Source organism: Enterococcus sp. R12, from assembly GCF_058135755.1.
On sequence record NZ_CM176874.1, the window covers coordinates 409,404 to 430,374 of the forward strand.

At 45.7% G+C, this 20,971-nt stretch carries 16 protein-coding genes; 9 read left to right on the plus strand and 7 right to left on the minus strand.

Features of this window, described 5'->3' with window-relative positions; genetic code table 11:
- Nucleotides 1-42 precede the first annotated feature (42 nt).
- The 3 genes from ACTW1R_RS01965 to ACTW1R_RS01975 are packed head-to-tail and all read right to left on the minus strand — an operon-like array spanning nt 43 to nt 4,037.
- Nucleotides 43-1,596: a response regulator gene (locus tag ACTW1R_RS01965; RefSeq protein ID WP_489927381.1), complete on the minus strand. Its 1,554-nt coding sequence runs from the start codon at nt 1,594-1,596 to the stop codon at nt 43-45.
- Nucleotides 1,574-3,022 (minus strand): sensor histidine kinase, encoded by a 1,449-nt coding sequence (locus ACTW1R_RS01970; RefSeq protein ID WP_074934406.1) that lies wholly within the window; start codon nt 3,020-3,022, stop codon nt 1,574-1,576. The genes ACTW1R_RS01965 and ACTW1R_RS01970 overlap by 23 nt, the downstream gene beginning before the upstream one ends.
- 10 nt (nt 3,023-3,032) lie before the next feature.
- Complete coding sequence (locus ACTW1R_RS01975) at nt 3,033-4,037, minus strand: ABC transporter substrate-binding protein (RefSeq protein WP_005227255.1); 1,005 nt, start codon at nt 4,035-4,037, stop codon at nt 3,033-3,035.
- Between the two features lie 232 nt (nt 4,038-4,269).
- On the opposite strand from ACTW1R_RS01975, the gene chvE reads away from it, so the two are divergent.
- The 4 genes from chvE to ACTW1R_RS01995 all read left to right on the plus strand — a co-directional run bounded on the left by chvE (nt 4,270) and on the right by ACTW1R_RS01995 (nt 8,592).
- Complete coding sequence (gene chvE, locus ACTW1R_RS01980) at nt 4,270-5,370, plus strand: multiple monosaccharide ABC transporter substrate-binding protein (RefSeq protein WP_005231478.1); 1,101 nt, start codon at nt 4,270-4,272, stop codon at nt 5,368-5,370.
- 146 nt (nt 5,371-5,516) lie between these two features.
- A complete protein-coding gene (mmsA, locus tag ACTW1R_RS01985; RefSeq protein ID WP_489927382.1) occupies nt 5,517-7,046 on the plus strand; it encodes a multiple monosaccharide ABC transporter ATP-binding protein in 1,530 nt (509 codons plus the stop codon).
- Nucleotide 7,047: 1 nt separating this feature from the next.
- On the plus strand, nt 7,048-8,244 hold the full coding sequence (gene mmsB, locus ACTW1R_RS01990) for a multiple monosaccharide ABC transporter permease (RefSeq protein ID WP_005227258.1): 1,197 nt from the start codon (nt 7,048-7,050) through the stop codon (nt 8,242-8,244).
- 12 nt (nt 8,245-8,256) lie between these two features.
- Nucleotides 8,257-8,592 (plus strand): PTS sugar transporter subunit IIB, encoded by a 336-nt coding sequence (locus ACTW1R_RS01995; protein WP_261222812.1) that lies wholly within the window; start codon nt 8,257-8,259, stop codon nt 8,590-8,592.
- A 508-nt stretch (nt 8,593-9,100) separates the two neighbouring features.
- Here ACTW1R_RS01995 and ACTW1R_RS02000 read toward each other — a convergent pair.
- The 3 genes from ACTW1R_RS02000 to ACTW1R_RS02010 form a co-directional block, all read right to left on the minus strand.
- Nucleotides 9,101-10,210, minus strand: coding sequence for an ABC transporter ATP-binding protein (locus ACTW1R_RS02000; protein WP_005227260.1), 1,110 nt, complete (start codon nt 10,208-10,210; stop codon nt 9,101-9,103).
- A 107-nt stretch (nt 10,211-10,317) separates the two neighbouring features.
- On the minus strand, nt 10,318-11,148 hold the full coding sequence (locus ACTW1R_RS02005; protein ID WP_074934403.1) for a helix-turn-helix domain-containing protein: 831 nt from the start codon (nt 11,146-11,148) through the stop codon (nt 10,318-10,320).
- A gap of 205 nt (nt 11,149-11,353) precedes the next feature.
- Nucleotides 11,354-12,220, minus strand: coding sequence for an SHOCT domain-containing protein (locus ACTW1R_RS02010; RefSeq protein ID WP_074934402.1), 867 nt, complete (start codon nt 12,218-12,220; stop codon nt 11,354-11,356).
- Nucleotides 12,221-12,369: 149 nt separating this feature from the next.
- Here ACTW1R_RS02010 and ACTW1R_RS02015 point away from each other — a divergent pair, with 149 nt between their 5' ends.
- The 5 genes from ACTW1R_RS02015 to ACTW1R_RS02035 all read left to right on the plus strand — a co-directional run bounded on the left by ACTW1R_RS02015 (nt 12,370) and on the right by ACTW1R_RS02035 (nt 19,799).
- On the plus strand, nt 12,370-13,476 hold the full coding sequence (locus ACTW1R_RS02015; protein ID WP_016609602.1) for a GntR family transcriptional regulator: 1,107 nt from the start codon (nt 12,370-12,372) through the stop codon (nt 13,474-13,476).
- Nucleotides 13,477-13,480: 4 nt separating this feature from the next.
- Nucleotides 13,481-15,076, plus strand: coding sequence for a xylulokinase (locus tag ACTW1R_RS02020; protein ID WP_087626834.1), 1,596 nt, complete (start codon nt 13,481-13,483; stop codon nt 15,074-15,076).
- A gap of 19 nt (nt 15,077-15,095) precedes the next feature.
- Entirely contained in the window at nt 15,096-15,791 is a 696-nt protein-coding gene (locus tag ACTW1R_RS02025; protein ID WP_008376133.1) for an L-ribulose-5-phosphate 4-epimerase, read from the plus strand.
- A 19-nt stretch (nt 15,792-15,810) separates the two neighbouring features.
- A complete protein-coding gene (gene araA, locus ACTW1R_RS02030) occupies nt 15,811-17,235 on the plus strand; it encodes an L-arabinose isomerase (RefSeq protein WP_005227266.1) in 1,425 nt (474 codons plus the stop codon).
- A gap of 197 nt (nt 17,236-17,432) precedes the next feature.
- Complete coding sequence (locus tag ACTW1R_RS02035; protein WP_005227267.1) at nt 17,433-19,799, plus strand: phosphoketolase family protein; 2,367 nt, start codon at nt 17,433-17,435, stop codon at nt 19,797-19,799.
- Nucleotides 19,800-19,927: 128 nt separating this feature from the next.
- Here ACTW1R_RS02035 and ACTW1R_RS02040 read toward each other — a convergent pair whose 3' ends face one another.
- A complete protein-coding gene (locus ACTW1R_RS02040; protein ID WP_005227268.1) occupies nt 19,928-20,848 on the minus strand; it encodes a LysR family transcriptional regulator in 921 nt (306 codons plus the stop codon).
- Nucleotides 20,849-20,971 lie beyond the last annotated feature (123 nt).

Consider the following 20,971-nt stretch of genomic DNA (forward strand, 5'->3'; position numbering starts at 1 on the left):
ATTTTGCTGTCCCTCACTCTTTTTTTGCATCCCTTCACTCATCTAGGCATTTTTTTGACGGTATTCTTTCGGTGAGATTTTTTCTTTCTTCTTGAACAAAAAGGAAAAATAATTTGGGTCATTGTAGCCAACATCAAAGGCGATCTCAGATAGCCGTAGATTGGTCGTTAACAGCAGTTCCTTAGCTAAGGTCAACCGTTGCTCGGTCAAGTATTCGATAAACGTAGAATCAGTGGCTTGCGAGAAGATGGTGCTGAAATGTGCTGGACTCAAATGAACTTTTTCAGCAACTACATTTAAGTAAATATTGGGATCAGAAAAGTGCTCACTAATAAAGGCTTTGGCTTGATTGATGACGCTTTGATATTTCGCCATTGCAGGATTGATGGGTTGTTTGGTTAATAATGGCAACAGTTCTGCCAGAGTCGTTTGATAGTTCTCTGGCTCATGGGTCAATGCCGCTAGATAGTCTAAGTCATGGGCGTGCTGAACGATCTGGGGCAGCGAATGACTGTCTTTTTTCTTCAACAATGCCAGCAGTTCGACTAAGACGAACAAACGGTACATTTGCGTTCGCTCAACGGTTCCTTGAGGCGCCATCAATTCAGCGATCAGCTCAGGGATCGTCTGTTTCCCAGCATTTGCCAGCCGTGAAGCAAGGTCGGTTTTGAAAGGATTGGTGGGGGACAGTTCCCCTTCGCGAATGTCGTCTTCATAGCTGATGATTTTTTCCTTGCGGATGCTGCCATAGGTTTTTAGCATGTCACGAGCTTTCTGATAAGAAAGAGAGATGCCCGAGAAGCGATCTGCTACCGGTCCGATCGCCACTGCTACTTCTTCCCCAGAACCATGAACGAGGCTTTGAGCGATCTGATAGGCTTTTTCTAAAACTTGTTCTCGGTCATGGTCAAAAAGCAAAAACTTGATGAAGCGGCTAGAAACACTGGAGAACAAGACGGCATCGTCTTGTTCATAGGCTTTGGTCAGCTGCTGGCTAAAGCGAGTGTAGTCAGAAAAGCTTTGATTGAAGGGGGTTTTTGCTAAGAGTACACAAAACTGTTTGCCTGAAAAGCGCCGGCCCAGTTCTTCTGCTTGCAAAAAGGCTTCTGAGATCGTGATCTTTTGTTTAAAGAGGTGATTCAGAAAGTGATTCTTTTTGATTTCCATTTCGAATAAATCGTCTTCTTTGGATAATTGTTGATGAGTGGCTTGTTGTTCATCTAAATGTTGAACGACGGTTTTGATGGCTTGTTCTAATTCTTCGTTTTTGATGGGCTTGAGCAAGTAATCGTCTGCTTGCAGCTGCAGTGCCGTTTTTGCATAGTCAAAATCATCAAAGCCGCTAACGAAAATAATGCGAACTTGCGGCAATAATTTCTTGGCTTCTTTCGCAAAGACCAAGCCGTCCATAAACGGCATTTTGATATCACTGATAATAATATCAGGACGCAGATCAAGGATCGAAGCCAGCGCCAATTCGCCATCTGCGGCTTCATCGCTATAAACGATCGGGTATTGTTTGGCAAGAGTCATGATTTGGTGGCGCAAACTATCGCGAATCAGATGTTCATCTTCAACTATGAACACTTTGTACATGGTTGGGTTCCTCCCTTTTTGGTACTGTGACGTTAATCGTGGTGCCTTCTTGGTATTGACTGTGGATCGTCAGTTGCGCTTCGCTGCCGTAGTTCAGCTGGAGACGGCGATAGACGTTATATAGGCCATAGCCGCTCTCAGAGGCGGGATCAGTGGTTTCTTTAAGGTTACGACGAATCTCCTCCAAACGCTCAGGGTCGATCCCAACGCCGTTGTCACTGATGGTCATTTGAATCTGGTGAGGCAATTCTGACACTGTGATTCGAATCATGCCGACACGACGGACAAATTTGGTGCCATGATATACGGCGTTTTCAACAAGGGGCTGCAGGACCATTTTCAAAACCTGTAGTTCTGGACTGACAGTTTGATCTTCAATGGTGTAAGACAGCATCCTGCCATAGCGGATCTGCAAAATCTTCAAGTAATCGTCCACATGCCGCAATTCTTTTTCCAGCGGAATCCAGTCTTGCCCTTTGCTTAAGGAGATGCGGAAAAAATCTGACAGCGCATAAGTCATTTCGGTTGCTTGCTCGTAACGGGCAGCTTCGATCAAAGAAACGATCGCATCTAAACTATTATAGATGAAATGTGGAGTGATCTGGGCTTGTAAGACCCGCACCTCACTTTGGGCTAAGTGATACTGCTTCAAGGCATTTTCTTCCAAGAGCCGAGTCAAGTCATCTGCCATTCGATTCAAGCTACTCGTCAGAGTCCGCAGCTCTGGGGTTTCGGGCAGTTCTGCTCGGTAGCTCAAATGTCCTTGGGATAGTTCATTGGAAAGGTCTAACAACCGATCCAGCGGGTATTGCAGATTGTCACGAACAAAGCGGCGGTTTTTATTGATGATCGCAAAGATGATCAAAAGCAACACGACCTGAAAAAGGATCAGCAGCAACACGGATTGGACCAATTCGTGATTGGTTTGGCTGGCTAAGCTGATCTCTACCCCGACAAACTGCTGCAAAATATCGGATAGCAAATCGATCACCGAATCCACTTGGATCATGACGTATTGGTTTTGTTCCACCGGTTCATCGTTGAGAATATTATCGATCAACTGTTGCTGATAGGTTTCTAAAGAATCGAGCGTCCGAAAGGCGACTGCTAAAATATTGAGCTCTTTGGCAGTGCTGGTATTTTCTTGAATGTGCTGCAGATCGCTCCTTAGTTCATCGATCACATTGGTTTCTTGGACTTGTGCGACGGTTTTTTGACCAAAGACTAAATCCCACATTTCTTCCAAGACAATGGCATCGACTTTTTCCGATAATTGATTGGCTTCTTCAATATTGTTGATGGTGTTTTGGTAAATAAAAATCTGTCGCGAGTAAAAGACACTGCTTACTACGAGGGGGATAAAGGCGACGAGGATCATCAGTTTGTTGGTCTGCTGGAAGATGCCCTTGATACTTTTTGTTTTCATCTTCGTCTCCTCAATAATTTCTCGGTGGAATTTGATCAAAGTCCATATCACTGGAAAAAACTGTTTCATGGACATAGATTTCACGAGGAATGGCATCGGCGCCGCGAGCCAAGTAGCGCGAGATGGCATTTTTGACGAACACACCAGCGTCTGGGTTGCATTCAACGACACAATTGACGATCCCTTGCTTCAATTTGTCGATCATTTCTTTTTGGGCATCGATCGATACGATCACCAAATCCTTCCCTGGCTCAATATCGGTTTTTTCGAGGGCTTCAAGAGCGCCAAGAGTCATCTCGTCATTGTGACTGAACAAGACATCGATCTGCTCCATTTTGCCTTCTGCGATGTATTGTTCAATGACTTCTTTGCCTTTGCGGCGAATGAAGTCACCATTTAGCTCATCTTTGACTTGGATCGTTACATTGTTGTGGGCATAATCACGCTTGATGGTTTCTCGGAACCCTTCTGAGCGCAAATACGTCGGAGAAGTAGCATCCAGTCCCGTCAATTCTAAAACATTGATCGTTTCATTTTGATGTTCTTTATAATAATTGCTGACGTAGAGACCTGCACGATTGCCCTCGGCTTTGAAGCTTGGCCCGATATGAGTCAGAAACAAGGAGGGATCGCTGACGTTGACATGACGGTCCACCACGAAAACGGGAATCCCCGCTTGCGCAGCTTCTTCCAAAATCGGTTCCCAATTGTTTTCCTGAATCGGGGTAAAGACGATGGCATCGACTTGATACACGATAAAACTGCGGATATCTTGAATCTGACGTTCTTGATTCATATAGCCGTTACGATAGAGCACTTCATAGCCTTCCTTCTCTAATTCAGTGCGAATCGATTCGGTGTGGCGCTTGCGCCAGCTGCTTTCTGTTCCCGATTGAGAAAAACCGATCACGATACTTTCTTCCGATGTTTCAGCGGTCGTTTCTTTGACTGCTTGGCAACCAGCCAAGAAAGACAAACACAACCAAACGAGTAACCCAATTTTTATATTCCTCATTTTTTTCACCTCTATGGTCTATTCTACTAAAAAATACGGAAGCGCTTTACACAAAATATCAAATCAAATAAAAACCAAGGGAATCTTAAAAAATCCAAGATTACGAAAAGAAATGGGGGCAACTGAGTCGTTTTTTCTCAAGAAATCCAAGAAACCTCGAAAAAATCTAAATGTAAGCGATTCCTTAACTGGCTATACTGAGAATGTAAGAAAAAGACATGGAGGGATCACAATGAAAGGTACTTTTGGTAAATTGGTCGTCCTAGCATCCACCTTATTGGTTGGCGGATTGTTAGCAGCTTGTGGGAATGGATCAGACAGCGGGGCAAACGGTGACGGAGACAAAGGATTTGTTGGGATCGCGATGCCGACCAAATCGGCAGAACGGTGGATCGCAGATGGCGACAACATGGTAGAAGAATTAGAGAAGCTCGGCTATAAAACTGACCTGCAATATGGAGAAGACAAAGTAGAAAACCAAGTGGCACAAATTGAGAATATGATCACCAAAGGCGTTGATACTTTAGTGATCGCCTCGATCGATGGTTCGGCACTGACAGACGTGTTGGAAAAAGCCCATAACGAAGATATCACAGTCATCGCCTATGACCGTTTACTGATGAACTCGGAATACGTCGATTATTATGCCACCTTTGATAATTTTGGAGTCGGCGTGCTGCAAGCGTCTTATATTGAAGACAAATTGGGTCTCAAAGACGGTGAAGGACCATTTAACATTGAATTATTCGGCGGCTCTCCAGATGATAACAATGCACTGATCAATTATAATGGGGTCCTTTCGGTCTTCCAACAATACTTTGACAGCGGACAGCTAGTCGTTCCTTCTGGTCAAACCAACTTCAACCAAATCGCTACTTTGCGTTGGGATGGTTCAACTGCGCAAGCTCGGATGGACAACTTGTTGAGTGCCAACTATACGGATCAAACATTGGATGCCGTTCTTTCACCTTATGATCCAATCAGCCTAGGAATCATTTCATCGCTTAAAGGCGTTGGCTATGGTTCTTCCGATAAACCACTACCTGTGATTACCGGTCAAGATGCGACGGTGGCAGGGGTGAAATCGATCATCGCGGGCGAACAGACCCAAACGATTTTCAAAGATACACGGGTGTTGGCGAAAAACACGATCGAAATGATCGAAGCTATCACCAATGGCGAGGAAGTGCCAGTCAACGATACGGAAACCTATGACAATGGCGTCAAAGTCGTACCAACCTACTTGTCAAATCCCGTTTCTGTGGATAGCGACAACTACAAAGAAGAACTGATCGATACCGATTACTATACAGAAGAAGAGCTAGGCATTTAAGCAAGAAGCGCTGATCCAGCGAGAAAAGATACTAGTTTCCCCGAAAGCAGTAGGGAAGAACGAATCATCCCCAATATTCGTTCTTTCCGCTTTTCTTACAAAGGCAGCGCACCACTTTTACATAAAAAGGAAAAGGGTGAAAGAACATGGCAGATAATATTTTGATGATGAAAGGCATCGTCAAAGAGTTTTCAGGGGTTCGCGCCCTTGATAACGTCAACCTCTCGATCGAGCGAGGAGAGATCCACGCACTGTGTGGAGAAAATGGCGCTGGCAAGTCCACGCTGATGAATGTCTTAAGCGGACTCTATCCTTACGGCAGCTATGACGGAGAGATCTATTATGAAGGGGAGTTATGCAAGTTCAAAGATTTGCGGGACAGTGAGGACAAAGGAATCGTTATTATTCATCAAGAGTTAGCATTAAGTCCTTACCTGTCGATCAAAGAAAATATCTTTCTAGGAAACGAACAAGCCAAACACGGCATCATTGATTGGGATCTGACCGAAAAGAAAACAGACAACCTCTTAAAGATCGTTGGCTTGAAATTAGACCCGAACACGCTGGTTTCACAAATCGGTGTCGGGCATCATCAGCTGGTGGAAATTGCCAAAGCATTTTCAAAATCCGTCCGATTGTTGATTTTAGATGAGCCAACCGCGGCGTTGAATGAAGAAGAAAGTGCCAATCTGTTAGAGCTGATCAAAGAGTTTCGCAACCAAGGGATCACCTCGATCATCATCTCTCACAAGTTGAATGAAATCGTCAATGTGGCGGATCGCATCACGATTTTACGTGACGGGCAAACGATCGAGACGCTGAGTGGTGCCGAAATCTCTGAAGAGCGCATCATTCGCGGCATGGTTGGGCGAGATTTGACCAATCGCTACCCCGAGCGGAACCCCACTATTGGTGAACCGTTTTTTGAAGTCAAAAATTGGACGGTCCATCATCCAATCGATCATACCCGTGTGGTGAATGAGAATTTGAACTTGATGATCCGCAAAGGAGAGATCATCGGCATCGCTGGTTTGATGGGTGCGGGACGGACTGAGTTTGCCATGAGTGTCTTCGGTCATTCCTACGGCAGTTCGATTTCGGGGGAAGTCTATAAAGACGGCCAACCGATTTCTGTCAAAGACGTGCCAACCGCCATCAAAAATGGGTTAGCCTATGTGTCGGAAGATCGAAAAGCGCTGGGCTTGAATCTGCTGATGGATATTCGCGAGAATACCACCATTGCTAGTCTTGCCAAAATCAGCCGCCAAGGGGTCATCGATAAAGAAAAAGAAGTCACGATGGCTGAAGAATTCCGCAAAAAAATGCGGACGAAAACCAATTCGATCTATCAAAACGTCGGCAGCTTGAGCGGCGGGAATCAGCAAAAGGTCGTTTTGGCAAAATGGCTGATGACCACACCAGACATCTTATTTTTAGATGAACCGACCCGTGGGATCGATGTCGGGGCGAAATACGAAATCTATACGATCATCGAAGAGATGGCAGCAGCTGGCAAAGCCATTTGCATCATCTCCTCGGAGCTGCCAGAACTATTAGGCATGTGTGACCGAATCTATACGATGAACGAAGGCCGCTTCACTGGCGAGGTCCTGCGGGAAGAGGCGGACCAAGAACGATTGATGAAACTAATGACATTAGAAGAGAGTGGGGTTTGAGATGGAAACAACCAATAAATTAAAAAAAGAACGCAGCCATTCGCTGAAAGAAAAGGCACTGGAAATCTTTAGCAAATACAGTATGATCATTATCTTAGCAGTGCTGCTGGTGGCCTTTCAGCTCATGACCGACGGGATTTTCTGGCGGCCGCTGAATATCACCAATCTCGTGTTGCAAAACAGTCATATTCTCGTTTTGGCAGCTGGTATGCTCTTGGTCGTCTTGTTAGGACACGTTGATTTATCCGTAGGGTCCGTGATGGCGTTTGTCGGTGCGATTGCAGGCGTCTTAATGGTCAATAACGGCATCAGTCCTTGGCTGGCAGTGCCTCTTTGCTTACTGATGGGCGCAGTGATCGGTGCCTGGCAAGGGTTCTGGGTCGCGTATGTCGGTATCCCAGCATTTATCGTGACCTTGTCTGGTTTACTGATGTTTCGAGGACTGACCCAAGTCGTCTTAGGTGGTCAATCATTGGCGCCGTTTCCCAAGGCATTCCAACAAATTTCTACTGGGTATTTGCCAGATATTGCAGGCGGTCAGATCCATTTACTTTCCATGATTTTAGGTGTAGTGATCACGGGCATCCTGATTTTAGGCCAATGGCGGACCCGTGAGCGTCGCAAAAAAAATCTTTTTGAAGTGGAATCAATGGCAGCCTTTGCCTTTAAAGCCGTCTTTACTGCGGTCGTATTTCTCGGCGCTACCTATATCTTTGCCTCTTATCAAGGGTATCCGATCATTTTGATCGTCTTAGGGGTGATCGTGGCTGCTTATGGCTTTTTGACTAACAAAACCGTTGCTGGTCGTCAAATCTATGCAACCGGCGGCAACAAAAAAGCAGCCGAACTTTCTGGGATCAAGACGAAGAAAATCACCTTCTGGGTCTTCGTGAACATGGGGATGATGGCAGCTTTGGCGGGCTTGGTTTTAGCCGCTCGGTTGAACGCAGCCACCCCGCAAGCAGGAACGTCAATGGAATTAGATGCAATGGCCGCAGTGTATTTCGGCGGTGCTTCCACCTCAGGCGGTATTGGTACTGTGATGGGTGCGATCGTTGGTGGGCTCGTGATGGGTGTCTTAAACAATGGGATGTCGATCTTAGGAGTCGGTGTCGATTGGCAGCAAGCCATCAAAGGATTGATTTTGCTGCTGGCCGTCGTGTTGGATATCTACAATAAGAAAAAGAAAATATCGTAGGAGGGCCTGTTTATGGAGGAACAAGCACAAAAGACGATTTTATTGATTTGTACCGCAGGTATCACTACGGGTCTCTTAGTGAAAAACATGCAGCGAGCTGCAGATGAAAAAGGATTAGCCGTGCATATCTATTCGGCACCAGCCATCATTGCTGAACAGATCCTGCAGCAGCAGACTGTCGATGCCTTGCTGATCGGTCCGCAGACGAAGTACGAAGTCAATCGATTGAAAGACTTTCTCATGGTCAAAGCGGTGCCTTATAAATTGATCAAAGAAACAGATTACGAGTTGTTAGATGGCGAAGCTGTCCTTGCAGACAGCCTGACCCTCTTGCAAAACGATCGCTAACCAGCAGCTTGGCAAAAAGCTAGGTGGTCAGCAGTTGAATAGGCTCCCCAGAGTAGTGCTTGTCATCCCCCACAAGCACTACTCTTTTTGCGGTGCTTTTCTGCCTACACTAGCCAAGAAAGCCCCTCTTAAGCAGCAATGCGTGGCAAGCCCGTTGGTTCGTTTTCTCGTGTTTAGGACATCGCATCATAGACAAACAAAAGAGAAGTTGAGGGGGAAGAGGACGAAGCTGACACCACGCGTATGCTGTCTAAAGGCAAGTGATGGGCGAGTGTCGCCCTTAAAGCATCGTGGCTGTGGGCGGTAGGAGGGGGGAAATGAGCGGATTACACCGCTTCTGGTTTCTCGTTCGTAACTAAGCGTTTCGTAGGAAACACAACGAAACCCAAAAACAGACAGTCTGCTGACTGTCTGTTTTTAGGGGATACAAATAAGGAATAAAAGTGGATATTAGTTAAATGCGACTGCCTAGGGGGCAAATCCGAGAACAGTGCATGGTAACTACAAATTAAGGAAGTGTGATGACATTTTCTGAATCTTTGTCGAAGAAGTGTGCTTTGTTGATGTTGAAAGCCAAATCAACTGTTTCACCTGGACGGTGGAAGTCACGAGCATCAACTTTCGAGATAAATTCAGTCGCACCTACGCGTGTATAAAGCATTGTTTCTGCACCTAATAATTCAGATACGACTACTTCGGCACGTACAGTTGCTTCAGGAGAAGCTTCCAATGCGATTTGTTCACTGTGAATATCTTCTGGACGAATACCAAAAACTAATTGTTTGCCTTCATACCCTTTTTCCACAAGAATCTTGTTCTTGCCTTCAGGAATACGTAAGTTCAAGCTTTGTCCATCAGAGATCATACCGTTTTTCAACGTAACATTGAAGAAGTTCATTGCTGGTGAACCGATAAAGCCGGCAACGAAAATATTTTTCGGTGTATTGTAGACTTCTTTTGGTGAACCGATTTGTTGAATGAAGCCATCTTTCATGATAACGATCCGGTCAGCCATGGTCATCGCTTCTGTTTGGTCATGGGTTACATAGATCGTCGTTGTTTCTAAACGTTGGTGTAATTTTGCGATTTCCGCACGCATGGCAACCCGCAATTTCGCATCTAAGTTTGACAACGGCTCATCCATCAAGAAGACTTTGGCATCACGGACGATGGCACGGCCTAGGGCAACCCGTTGACGCTGACCACCTGAAAGGGCAGCTGGTTTACGATCTAAGTATTCTGTCAATCCTAAGATCTCAGCGGCATTTTCTACCCGTTTTTTAATTTCTTCTTTGTCGTATTTACGCAATTTCAAACCAAATGCCATGTTGTTGAAAACAGTCATATGGGGATACAATGCGTAGTTCTGGAAAACCATCGCGATGTCGCGGTCTTTTGGTGCCACATCGTTCATTACTTTTCCACCGATGCTCAATTCGCCTTCAGAAATATCTTCTAAACCAGCGATCATTCGAAGCGTTGTTGATTTTCCGCAACCAGAAGGTCCAACGAAAACGATGAATTCGCGATCTGCGATATCTAAATTAAAATCAGTTACCGAATACGCATCATTATTATCATATTTTTTGTGGATATTTTTTAAGGCCATTTCTACCATTGGGATTACCTCTTTCCATTTAGTTTACATGAACATCATAAATGAAAACGCTTCGAAGGTGCAACGGAAACATGCACAAGAAAAAAACGTTTTCTTGTGCATGTTGTTTAATTGCTCTGATGGGTGAACTGATCGATCAATAAATAGCAAAGCAGCAGATCATCCATATTTTTTAAATTTAAGCGCGTCAGTGTTTGAAACTTATCGATCTTATATAGGAGAGAATTCCGATGCATGAACAGTTCTTTGGCTGTGGAGCTTGCATTGCCTTGATTGCGCCACAGGGATTGAATGATCGTTTCGGTCTCTTCTTCAAACCAATCTAGATACAAGGTACGAAACAAGGAAATATACTCGGAAAAGCCGTTGCGAAAAAGAGAGAAGACCACTTTGGGCAGATCCATACTTTTACTGGTGGTTTTCGTTTTTAACTCATTTTTGAACAGGCTAGACTCACTTGCCCATAAGGCAGTGAAATCGTGGCGTGGATGATGGAAGGGACCGACGAACAGCTGGGAATAGCAGTCGAAATCCATATCCAAAGCGACGAATAAGCCGTCGAGATCTTCGATGGGCAAATTGGCACCATCTTGTTTTTCTACGATCACTGCATGGTCTTCGGTGAGGAAAAAAAGATCCACCACGCTAGGGAGCATTTGCTGAATCTCTGCGAGCCATTCGGATTGCAAAGAGTCGATGGTTCGGGTGAAATGAACTTGCAGCAAGCGAATCCACTCTGGCTCTTGAACGGGCTGATGTTCAAATAAAATCGGATACCATGGATGGTTTCGGTTATCGATTTCTGGTTGCAAAGAGCCGTTTCCCAGTTGGATCAGCAATTTTTCACTGTCACTTAATTGGTCAGTTGGCAGCCAAATATATTTTTTGCCGAAGGCGATGGATTCGATATCCTTCGTTGTGGCAACTTTGTCATGCAACGTTGCCTGGGGGAAACGTGCTTTGATGTCATTAAAAGAAAAAATGAGAAAGACCTCCTTTGAGATACTCTACGTATTCTTCAATTAGTATAGCATGTTCTAAAAAAACCGTTCAAAATTTTCCCAGGAAAAAAGCACAGCCCTTCACCGAAAGCTCTGCCTTCTCATGGCAGGAGGGCGGCTTTTTTCTCCGAAGCGATTGCTTCTATAATCCTAACAGTTGTTTTTTCTTGAATGCAAATTCTTCTTCAGTCAAAATTCCTTCGTCGACCAACACTTTTAGTTCGCGTAGTTCAGCAATGAGCGCTTCCGTCGGCTTCGCAGCTGGTGGTGGCGATGGGTTCGTTAACGGGACCGACCGCTCCCGAGGGAAGTTGGTGAGGTAGCGCTGTATGATCCGAGCAATCACCAGGTCTTTTTCGGCAAAGCAAAGGGAATGATTCGGTTCCATTCGTCTGAAGGAATGAGTTTCTCTGATCGCTCCGCCGCCAATATACAATTCTAAAAAGCCATTGCCTTTCCAAAGACCTGATTCAGCAACTTCTTTCAGATTGACACTGGTGATTTGGGGAATCTGCAGAACCTGTTTCGCTTTCTTCTTGTAATCGATGATTGTGAGGGTATCTTCTGAAATGACCCAAGCATCACGATAATGATAGGAAAGTAATTTGATTTTTCCAGCCTCTTCATCCACGTAACTTTTGGCTGATTGCCCACCAAGTGCTGCCAAATGATCCGTTAAAAATTCATAGGCTTTTTGGGCATCGATTCGATTGGTGAAATAGAGCAATTGAGAATTACCTGGTACCTGCAGTCGGAGGTAGTCCACTAAGAGACCTTTGCCTATATGTAATTCCACATCGGCAATTTTTGCCATGGGGATCTTTTCATCTGGGATTTTCGGATGGGTGTTGTTTATCCAGACGCCTTTTTTCGTAATGAGCCAACGACAGCTAGCATCATGTCTGCGATTTTCTCGATATTTTTTTGAATACAAAATAATGGGTTCCTCGTAGGTTTCATTAGGTGTTCTCGTCAAAATACTTACCTCCTTAAACGTAATAAGCAACATTTTATTCAATTATACAACAAATATCATTTCGATTCGTTTTATTCTGATTAAAATAAGGGGAATTTATCATTTGCCTTCTTTTCGTTAGGTTTTTTTAGAAAAAAAGCCATAGCAGTAATTGACACGGAAGCGGTTTCTTGGTATCTTAGATGTACGGACAACTTTTGAAAGATGGGATTAAAATGGCGAATAAGTACGAACAACTTGCGGATATCTTAAGAGAGAAGATCCGCTTAGGCACCTATCAAGAAGGCGATGCGATCCCTTCAGAAGCAACCTTACAGGAAGAATTTCATTATAGCCGTCACACGGTACGCCAAGCGATCGCTGTTTTGGTCAATGAAGGCTATTTAAGAAAAGAACGGGGCTCAGGTACCTACGTTTCAAAACCTGAGACTGTCAATCATAAAAACCGCAAAACGATCGGGATCATCATGACCTATTTGTCTGATTATATTTTCCCTTCGATCATGCGCGGCGTGGAACAGACATTGCGGGAGCAAGGCTATTCACTGCTTCTAGGATCAACCAACAATGACCATGAGCAAGAAAGAGCGTGCTTGCAGCAAATGATGGATCAAGGGGTAGACGGGTTGATCGTTGAGCCAACGAAGAGCAGCCAGTACAACCCAAATCTTGCTTATTATGTCGCCCTCCAAGAAGCCGGGATTCCTCTCGTCATGATCAATGCCTATTATGAAGAACTAGACTTGCCGCATATTTGTGTCAACGATACACGTTCTGGTTTTTTAGCAACCAATTATTTATTAGAACAACAGCATCAGCAGTTGATGATGATCACGAAAATCGATGACTTACAAGGGAAATATCGGATGAAAGGGTTTGTCAAAGCATTGACCCAAGCCAAGCGGACGTTTGCAGCAGAAGACGTCTTGACGTATACGACCGAGACGAAAGAAGCCGTTATTGAACAAGCGATCCAGCGCTTGACGGCTGCCGATAATCAAGTCACAGGCATCGTTTGTTACAACGATGAGATCGCGCATCGCTTGATTCAAGCATTGACGGCTGCTGGGAAGAACGTTCCTACTGATTTTTCGATCGTGGGTAACGATGACTCGCCTCTTAGCACCTTGTCCACACCGACGATCACCACACTGACTCACCCGAAAGAAGCGATGGGGGAATTGGCGGCACAATGGATCACTACAGGTAAGGCAACAGAAGCGCAACGCTTTTATTTTGAACCGGAGCTGATCGTTCGCGGTTCAGTCAATAACCAAAAAGGAGAATAAGAAGATGACGCAACAAGTAAGGCAAGCAATTATTGACGGGCGCACGTCTCTTGGGATCGAGCTAGGCTCGACACGGATCAAAGCTGTCTTGATCGATGAGCAGTTTCAGACGATCGCTTCAGGTAGCTTTGAATGGGAAAATCAATTGGAGCAAGGGATTTGGACCTACTCACTAGAGGCGATTTGGCAAGGACTGCAAGCCAGCTACCAAGAGTTGGCGCACAACATCCAACAGCAATTTGAGGTACCTTTGACGACGATCGGCAGTATCGGTTTTTCTGCAATGATGCACGGCTATATGGCTTTTGATCAGCAAGGCACGCTGTTGGTACCTTTTCGGACATGGCGCAATGCGATCACGGAAGAAGCAGAAAAAGCCTTGACGGCATTGTTCCAATACAACATCCCGCAGCGTTGGAGTATCGCGCATTTGTATCAAGCGATTTTGAATCAAGAAGCCCACGTCCCAGAGGTTGCTTTTTTCACTACCTTAGCCGGCTATGTCCATTGGCAGCTGACAGGGGAAAAAGTTATCGGAATCGGCGATGCATCAGGGATGTTCCCAATCGACAGTACGACAAAAGACTATGATGCGAATATGCTGCAGCAATTTGATGCACAAATCAGCAGTCTAGGGTATCCTTGGCAGATCAAAGACCTTTTGCCGCAAGTGTTGACAGCAGGCGAACCAGCCGGCACATTGACGGCAGAAGGGGCAAAAAAACTCGACCCAACTGGTACTTTGCAAGCTGGCATCCCGTTATGTCCGCCAGAAGGCGATGCGGGCACTGGCATGGTTGCCACGAATAGTGTGGCACAGCGAAGCGGGAATGTTTCAGCCGGGACGTCTGCTTTTGCCATGATCGTCTTAGAAGAACCCTTAACTAAAGTGTATCCAGAGATCGATTTGGTCACGACGCCTTCTGGTGATTTGGTGGGGATGGTCCATACGAATAACTGTACCTCGGAGATCAATGCCTGGGTCAAACTTTTCCGCGAATTTGCCGACGCAGCTGGAATGAAACTCTCCACGGAAGAATTGTTTACGACCTTATTCAACGAAGCATTGAAAGGGGATTCAGACTGTGGCGGGATGCTTTCTTATGGCTATTATTCTGGTGAAAATATCACTAAGATCCCTGAAGGACGGCCGCTTTTCGTCCGATCGCCAGAGAGTTCTTTTACTTTAGCAAATTTCATGCGCTTACATCTGTTTAGTGCCTTTGGTGCGATGAAGATCGGGATGAAGATTCTGGAAGCCGAAGACGTCGCGATTGATCGAATCGTTGGTCACGGTGGGATCTTCAAAACGCCAGAAGTTGCCCAACGTGTCTTGGCAGCTGTCATGGAAGCCCCAGTCACGGTCATGGAAACGGCTGGTGAAGGCGGCGCCTGGGGGATCGCCCTTTTAGCAGCGTACCTTCGCCGTCATACGCCAGAACAATCCTTGGCAGCATTCTTAGCAGATCAAGTGTTTAAAAATGACCACGGCGTGACCTTAGCCCCGACAGAAGCCGACATTCAGGGGTTCACCGTCTTTACCCAACGTTACCAAGCAGGGTTGCCGATCGAGCAAGCGGCAATCGATGCGTTGATTTAAAAAGAAAGAAGGGAATTTTGTGTTAGAAGGATTAAAAGAAGAAGTCTTTCAGGCCAATTTGGCATTGCCTAAGCAAGGATTGATCAAATACACCTGGGGCAATGTGTCAGCAGTGGATCGCCAACAGCAATTGTTTGTCATCAAACCTAGCGGTGTTGACTATGAAACCATGCAAGCCAGTGATATGGTGGTTTGTGATTTTGAGGGCAACGTAGTGGAAGGAGCGAAAAATCCTTCCTCCGATACGCCAACGCATGCCGTTTTATACAAAGCATTTCCAGAAATTGGTGGAATCGTCCATACCCATTCTACTTGGGCGACGAGCTGGGCTCAGGCAGGACTCGATCTGCCAGCGATGGGCACGACCCATGCCGATACGTTTTATGGAGCAGTCCCATGTGCGCGCTTTTTGACGCAAGCCGAGATCGATGAAGGCTATGAAGCACAAACAGGACAGGTGATCGTCGAAACCTTTAAGGAACGCGGCATCACGCCAGAAGAAATTCCTGGTGTCTTGCTTCACGGTCATGGACCGTTTACCTGGGGCAAAACGGCGGATGCGGCGGTGATGAACGCAGTGGTCTTAGAAGAAGTTGCTAAGATGAATTTTATCACGCGTCAGCTGAACAGTTACGCACCCGAATTGCCGCAGCGGGTCTTAGACAAACATTATTTACGCAAACATGGAGAAAATGCCTATTACGGGCAAAAATAACGAAAAAGGAGCAAGTAGAATGTTAGAAATCGGGAAAAAAGAATTTTGGTTCGTCGTAGGATCACAGCACTTATACGGAGAAGAAGCATTACAAGAAGTACGGGACCACGCAGAAGAAATGGTCAAAAGCTTAAATGACAGCTCAAAGCTGCCTTATCCAGTCGTTTTACAAGAACTCGCTGTTACTGCCGATACGATTACGAAAATCATGAAAGAAGTCAACTATCGGGATGAAGTCGCTGGGGTGATCACCTGGATGCATACCTTCTCACCAGCAAAAATGTGGATTCGCGGCACGAAATTATTACAAAAACCATTGCTGCACCTTGCCACTCAATACAATGAACAAATTCCATGGGAAACCATCGATATGGACTTCATGAACTTGAACCAAGCAGCTCATGGTGACCGAGAATATGGATTTATCAATGCCCGTTTGAAAAAGCAAAACAAAATCGTTGTCGGCTATTGGAAAAATGAAGCCATCCAAAAAGAAATCGCTGCTTGGATGGACGTGGCAGTCGGCTACAATGAAAGCTTCCAAATCAAAGTCGCTCGTTTTGGCGACAACATGCGTAACGTTGGGGTGACCGAAGGCGATAAAGTCGAAGCACAGATCCAATTTGGCTGGACCGTTGATTATTTTGGGATCGGCGATTTGGTTCAAGTCGTCGATGCGGTGACTGACGAAGAAGTCGATGCACTCTTTGAAGAATACAGCCAGCTGTATGATTTCGATTATGGCGATTACGACAAAGAAGAATGGGCACGTCATGTCAAAGCCCAAGCCAAACAAGAAATCGGTCTGCGCCGCTTCCTTGAAGCAGGCGGCTATACGGCATTTACCACGAACTTTGAAGACCTATATGGTATGCAGCAGTTGCCTGGTTTAGCTGTACAACGTTTGATGGCAGAAGGCTATGGGTTTGCTGGTGAAGGGGACTGGAAAACCGCCGCTATTGACCGCTTGATGAAAATCATGGCCCACAATAAAGCGACTGGCTTTATGGAAGACTATACCTATGAGCTGACACCAGGAAAAGAAGCCATCTTGCAATCCCACATGATGGAAGTCGATCCAGTATTAGCAGCCAACAAACCAAAAATCGTGGTTTCGCCATTGTCGATGGGGGATCGTGAAGACCCAGCCCGACTCGTCTTTGACGGCCAAGGCGGCGAAGGTGTCGTGGTTTCGATGGCCGACTTTGGCACCCACTACAAATTATTGATCAATGAAGTCGATGCCTTTGAGCCAACTGAAGAAGCACCAAAACTACCGGTTGCACGAGTAATGTGGACACCAAAACCAAACTTCCACGATGGCGTCAAACAGTGGATCGAAACAGGCGGTGGCCATCACACCGTTGTCTCACTCGTCCTAAATTCTGATCAGATCGAAACATGGGCGAAGCTTGTGGGATTAGAATACGTAACGATCAAATAAGTACCCAATCACAAAAGAAACCGTTGGCGATGGTCGGCGGTTTCTTTGCGTTTTTCTTAAGCTTTCTTGCTTTCTAGCTGCAAAGTGCGGATAAGCAGACCCCTGAAAGCACCAGCAATCAGCAAAATTGACTTTTAAATATAGGGGGCATAGACTTTTATGTAAGAGTGGAACAATGGACTAAAAGGAGGAGCACAATGAAGACAACCTACGATACACCAGAGTATTATCAGAAAATGAACGCTTGGTGGCGAGCAGCCAACTACCTTTCCGTTGGTCAGATTTATTTGAAAGACAATCCCTTATTGCGCCGCCCCATCGAAGAAAAAGATTTGAAAGTGAATCCGATTGGTCACTGGGGAACGATTGCAGGGCAAAATTTTATTTACACCCATCTCAATCGCGTCATCAATAAGTACGACTTAAACATGTTTTATATCGAAGGACCAGGCCATGGCGGACAAGTCATGGTTGCGAATGCTTATTTAGACGGCAGCTACAGCGAGATCTATCCAAAAGCCACCCAAGACGAAGCAGGAATGAAACATCTATTCAAAACCTTCTCTTTCCCAGGTGGGATCGCTTCTCATGCGGCACCTGAAACGCCAGGTTCGATCCATGAAGGCGGCGAGCTAGGCTATTCCATCGCCCACGCTACCGGAGCTATTTTAGACAATCCCGATGTCATTGCAGCAGTAGTGGTCGGTGATGGCGAAGCCGAAACTGGACCATTAGCGGGCAGCTGGTTTTCAAATACCTTTATTAATCCAGTCAATGATGGCGCAATTTTGCCTATCTTGCATTTGAATGGCGCCAAGATTGCCAATCCAACGATTTTGGCTCGTAAAAGTGACCAAGATCTCACGAAATATTTTGAAGGCATGGGTTGGACCCCTTATTTCGTAGAAGGGGACGATCCAGAAGCCGTTCATCCGCAATTGGCACAGAAAATGGATCAAGCCATCGAACAGATCCACGCGATCCAAGCAGAAGCCCGCAAAGGTTCTGCGGAAGAAGCCGCTATGCCTCATTGGCCTGTTTTGATCGTTCGCACACCGAAAGGCTGGACTGGACCGAAAGTCTGGGATGGCGAGCCGATTGAAGGGGGCTTCCGTGCCCACCAAGTGCCGATCCCTGTCAATGCGAAACATATGGAACACGTGGATGCTTTGACGGATTGGCTGCAGTCTTATCGTCCAGAAGAGCTTTTTGACGAAAACGGCCGCATCAAAGCTGAGATTCAAGAATTGGCACCAAAAGGAGAGCAGCGGATGGCGGTCAACCCAATCACCAATGGGGGGATCGATCCGCAACCGCTACGCTTGCCAGATTGGCAAGCACATGCCATTGCGATCGAGACACCAGGGGAAACGACTGCCCAAGACATGATGGTCTTTGGGAAATTTGCTCGTGACATCATCAAAGAAAATCCTGACAACTTCCGCATTTTTGGCCCAGATGAAGCCAAATCTAATCGGTTGAACCATGTGTTTGAAGTCACGGACCGCCAATGGTTGGAGCCAAAACATCCTGATTATGATGAATGGCTGTCTTCAGTGGGCCGTGTGATTGATTCACAATTATCAGAGCATCAAGCAGAAGGCTTCTTGGAAGGCTATGTGCTGACGGGTCGTCATGGCTTCTTTGCCAGCTACGAGTCATTCTTAAGAGTCGTTGATTCTATGATCACGCAACACTTCAAATGGTTACGAAAAGCCCATGATCTTGACTGGCGCAACCCGTACCCCTCATTGAATTTGATCGCTTCATCAACGGTCTTCCAACAAGACCATAATGGGTACACCCACCAAGATCCAGGGATCATGACCCATATTGCAGAGAAAAAAGCCGACTTTGTGCGGGTCTACTTACCAGCCGATGCCAATAGCTTGATGGCTGTCATGGCAGAAACGCTCGCTTCTGAAGAAAAGATCAATCTAGTGGTCTCTTCAAAACACCCACGTCCGCAGTTTTATTCGGCGGATGAAGCGAAAGTGCTTGTCAAAGATGGCTTGAAAGTCATCGACTGGGCATCGACAGATGAAGGACAAGAACCCGATATTGTGATCGCAGCTGCTGGGACGGAACCGAATTTGGAAGCTTTAGCTGCTGTTTCGTTGCTGATTGAAGCCTTCCCAGAGTTGAAAGTCCGCTTCATCAATGTGGTTGATCTATTGAAATTGCGTCGTCCAGAAGTCGATCCTCGTGGGTTGAGCGATGAAGCATTCGAAGCCTACTTTACGAAAGACAAACCGATCGTGTTTGCTTTCCACGGGTATGAAGGACTGATTCGCGACATCTTCTTTGGCCGTCGCAACCAACAGCTTCATATTCATGGGTACCGAGAAAATGGCGACATCACGACACCGTTTGATATGCGGATCCTTTCTGAATTGGATCGCTTCCACTTAGCCAAAGACGCCGCCGAATGGGTCTATGGAGAAAAAGCAACGGACTTTGCCCAAAAAATGGCAGACACCGTTGCGTATCACCATGACTTTATTCGAGAAAACGGCTATGATATCGCCGAAGTCGAAGAGTGGGAATGGAAACCATTGCGTTGATTTATTCTCCACAACGCCAACGTAAGACAGTTTAAGAACAAAAAAAGCACAAAAGAAACAAAACGATCCGCAACAGGGTCGGGACACCTTACTAAGGAAGCCCGACCGACTGTCTGCGGATCGTTTTTTTAAAAGACGTCGAAACCGTAGTTTTTGATATGCTGCTTCAACAAGGCGAGATAGTCCAAAGCCATCTCACTCAGTTCCATTTTCTTGTGTTTGAGGTAACCTAGTGTCATCGCATCATCGACTTCCAAAGGGATCGCAACGATTTTTTCATCATTCAGCTCACTGCTGATGATCCCAGAGCTGATGGTATAGCCGTTGAGACCCACCATCAAATTGAAGATCGTGGCACGATCGCTGATGCGGATGTGTTTTTTGCGCTGTAAAGTGCTTAAGATCTCTTCAGAAAAGTAGAAGGAATTGGTTTCCCCTTGTTCGTACGACAGATAGGTATATGGTTCCAAATCAGCTAATGTGATGCTTTTTTTCTGAGTCAGGGGATTTTCTCGGCCGATGAAGACGTGGGGTTTGGCTTCAAATAAAGGAATGAATTGCAGGTCTTTTTCGTGGATCAAACGGGTCAAGACCGTCGTGTTGAAATCATTCAGATAAATGACCCCCAATTCGCTCTTAAACGTCTGGATATCATCCAGTACATTTTGTGTCTGGGTCTCCCGCAAGGTGAATTGAAATTCATCTTCCCCTAACTGTTTGACCAGTTCCACGAAGGCGTGGACGACGAAGGCATAGTGTTGTGCGGAAACACTGAAAACATGCTTGCGATGGCTGTCTTTGCGAAAGCGTTCGTCCAAGAGATTGACTTGGTCTAAAACATTTCGAGCATAGTTGAGAAAGGAACGGCCATCATCGGTCAAAGTCACCCCTAATTTACTGCGGTAAAACAGCTGAAGATCATACTCTTTTTCCAACTCTTTCATGGCTTGAGAGAGGGAGGGCTGACTGATGAAAAGCTGTTTGGCGGCTTCATTGAAAGAGCCAGTTTCTACGATTTTTTCCAAATATTCAAGCTGCTGGATACGCATGGGATACAACCTCCTTTTTATGTTATAGGTATTGCCTATGGAATATATAAGTTTATAAGTATTATCTATAGTATAAGATGTTTGCTAGAATAAATCTAACAATTTTGAAAACTTTGTATAGGA

Excerpts from the sequence above, each read along its gene's own strand:
- ACTW1R_RS02010 (WP_074934402.1), bottom strand. The coding sequence starts at position 12,220 with ATGTTGCTTATTACGTTTAAGGAGGTAAGTATTTTGACGAGAACACCT.
- mmsB (WP_005227258.1), top strand. The coding sequence starts at position 7,048 with ATGGAAACAACCAATAAATTAAAAAAAGAACGCAGCCATTCGCTGAAA.
- ACTW1R_RS02015 (WP_016609602.1), top strand. The coding sequence starts at position 12,370 with ATGTACGGACAACTTTTGAAAGATGGGATTAAAATGGCGAATAAGTAC.
- ACTW1R_RS01995 (WP_261222812.1), top strand. The coding sequence starts at position 8,257 with ATGGAGGAACAAGCACAAAAGACGATTTTATTGATTTGTACCGCAGGT.
- ACTW1R_RS02020 (WP_087626834.1), top strand. The coding sequence starts at position 13,481 with ATGACGCAACAAGTAAGGCAAGCAATTATTGACGGGCGCACGTCTCTT.
- ACTW1R_RS02000 (WP_005227260.1), bottom strand. The coding sequence starts at position 10,210 with ATGGTAGAAATGGCCTTAAAAAATATCCACAAAAAATATGATAATAAT.
- araA (WP_005227266.1), top strand. The coding sequence starts at position 15,811 with ATGTTAGAAATCGGGAAAAAAGAATTTTGGTTCGTCGTAGGATCACAG.
- mmsA (WP_489927382.1), top strand. The coding sequence starts at position 5,517 with ATGGCAGATAATATTTTGATGATGAAAGGCATCGTCAAAGAGTTTTCA.
- ACTW1R_RS01965 (WP_489927381.1), bottom strand. The coding sequence starts at position 1,596 with ATGTACAAAGTGTTCATAGTTGAAGATGAACATCTGATTCGCGATAGT.
- chvE (WP_005231478.1), top strand. The coding sequence starts at position 4,270 with ATGAAAGGTACTTTTGGTAAATTGGTCGTCCTAGCATCCACCTTATTG.
- ACTW1R_RS01975 (WP_005227255.1), bottom strand. The coding sequence starts at position 4,037 with ATGAGGAATATAAAAATTGGGTTACTCGTTTGGTTGTGTTTGTCTTTC.
- ACTW1R_RS02035 (WP_005227267.1), top strand. The coding sequence starts at position 17,433 with ATGAAGACAACCTACGATACACCAGAGTATTATCAGAAAATGAACGCT.
- ACTW1R_RS01970 (WP_074934406.1), bottom strand. The coding sequence starts at position 3,022 with ATGAAAACAAAAAGTATCAAGGGCATCTTCCAGCAGACCAACAAACTG.
- ACTW1R_RS02040 (WP_005227268.1), bottom strand. The coding sequence starts at position 20,848 with ATGCGTATCCAGCAGCTTGAATATTTGGAAAAAATCGTAGAAACTGGC.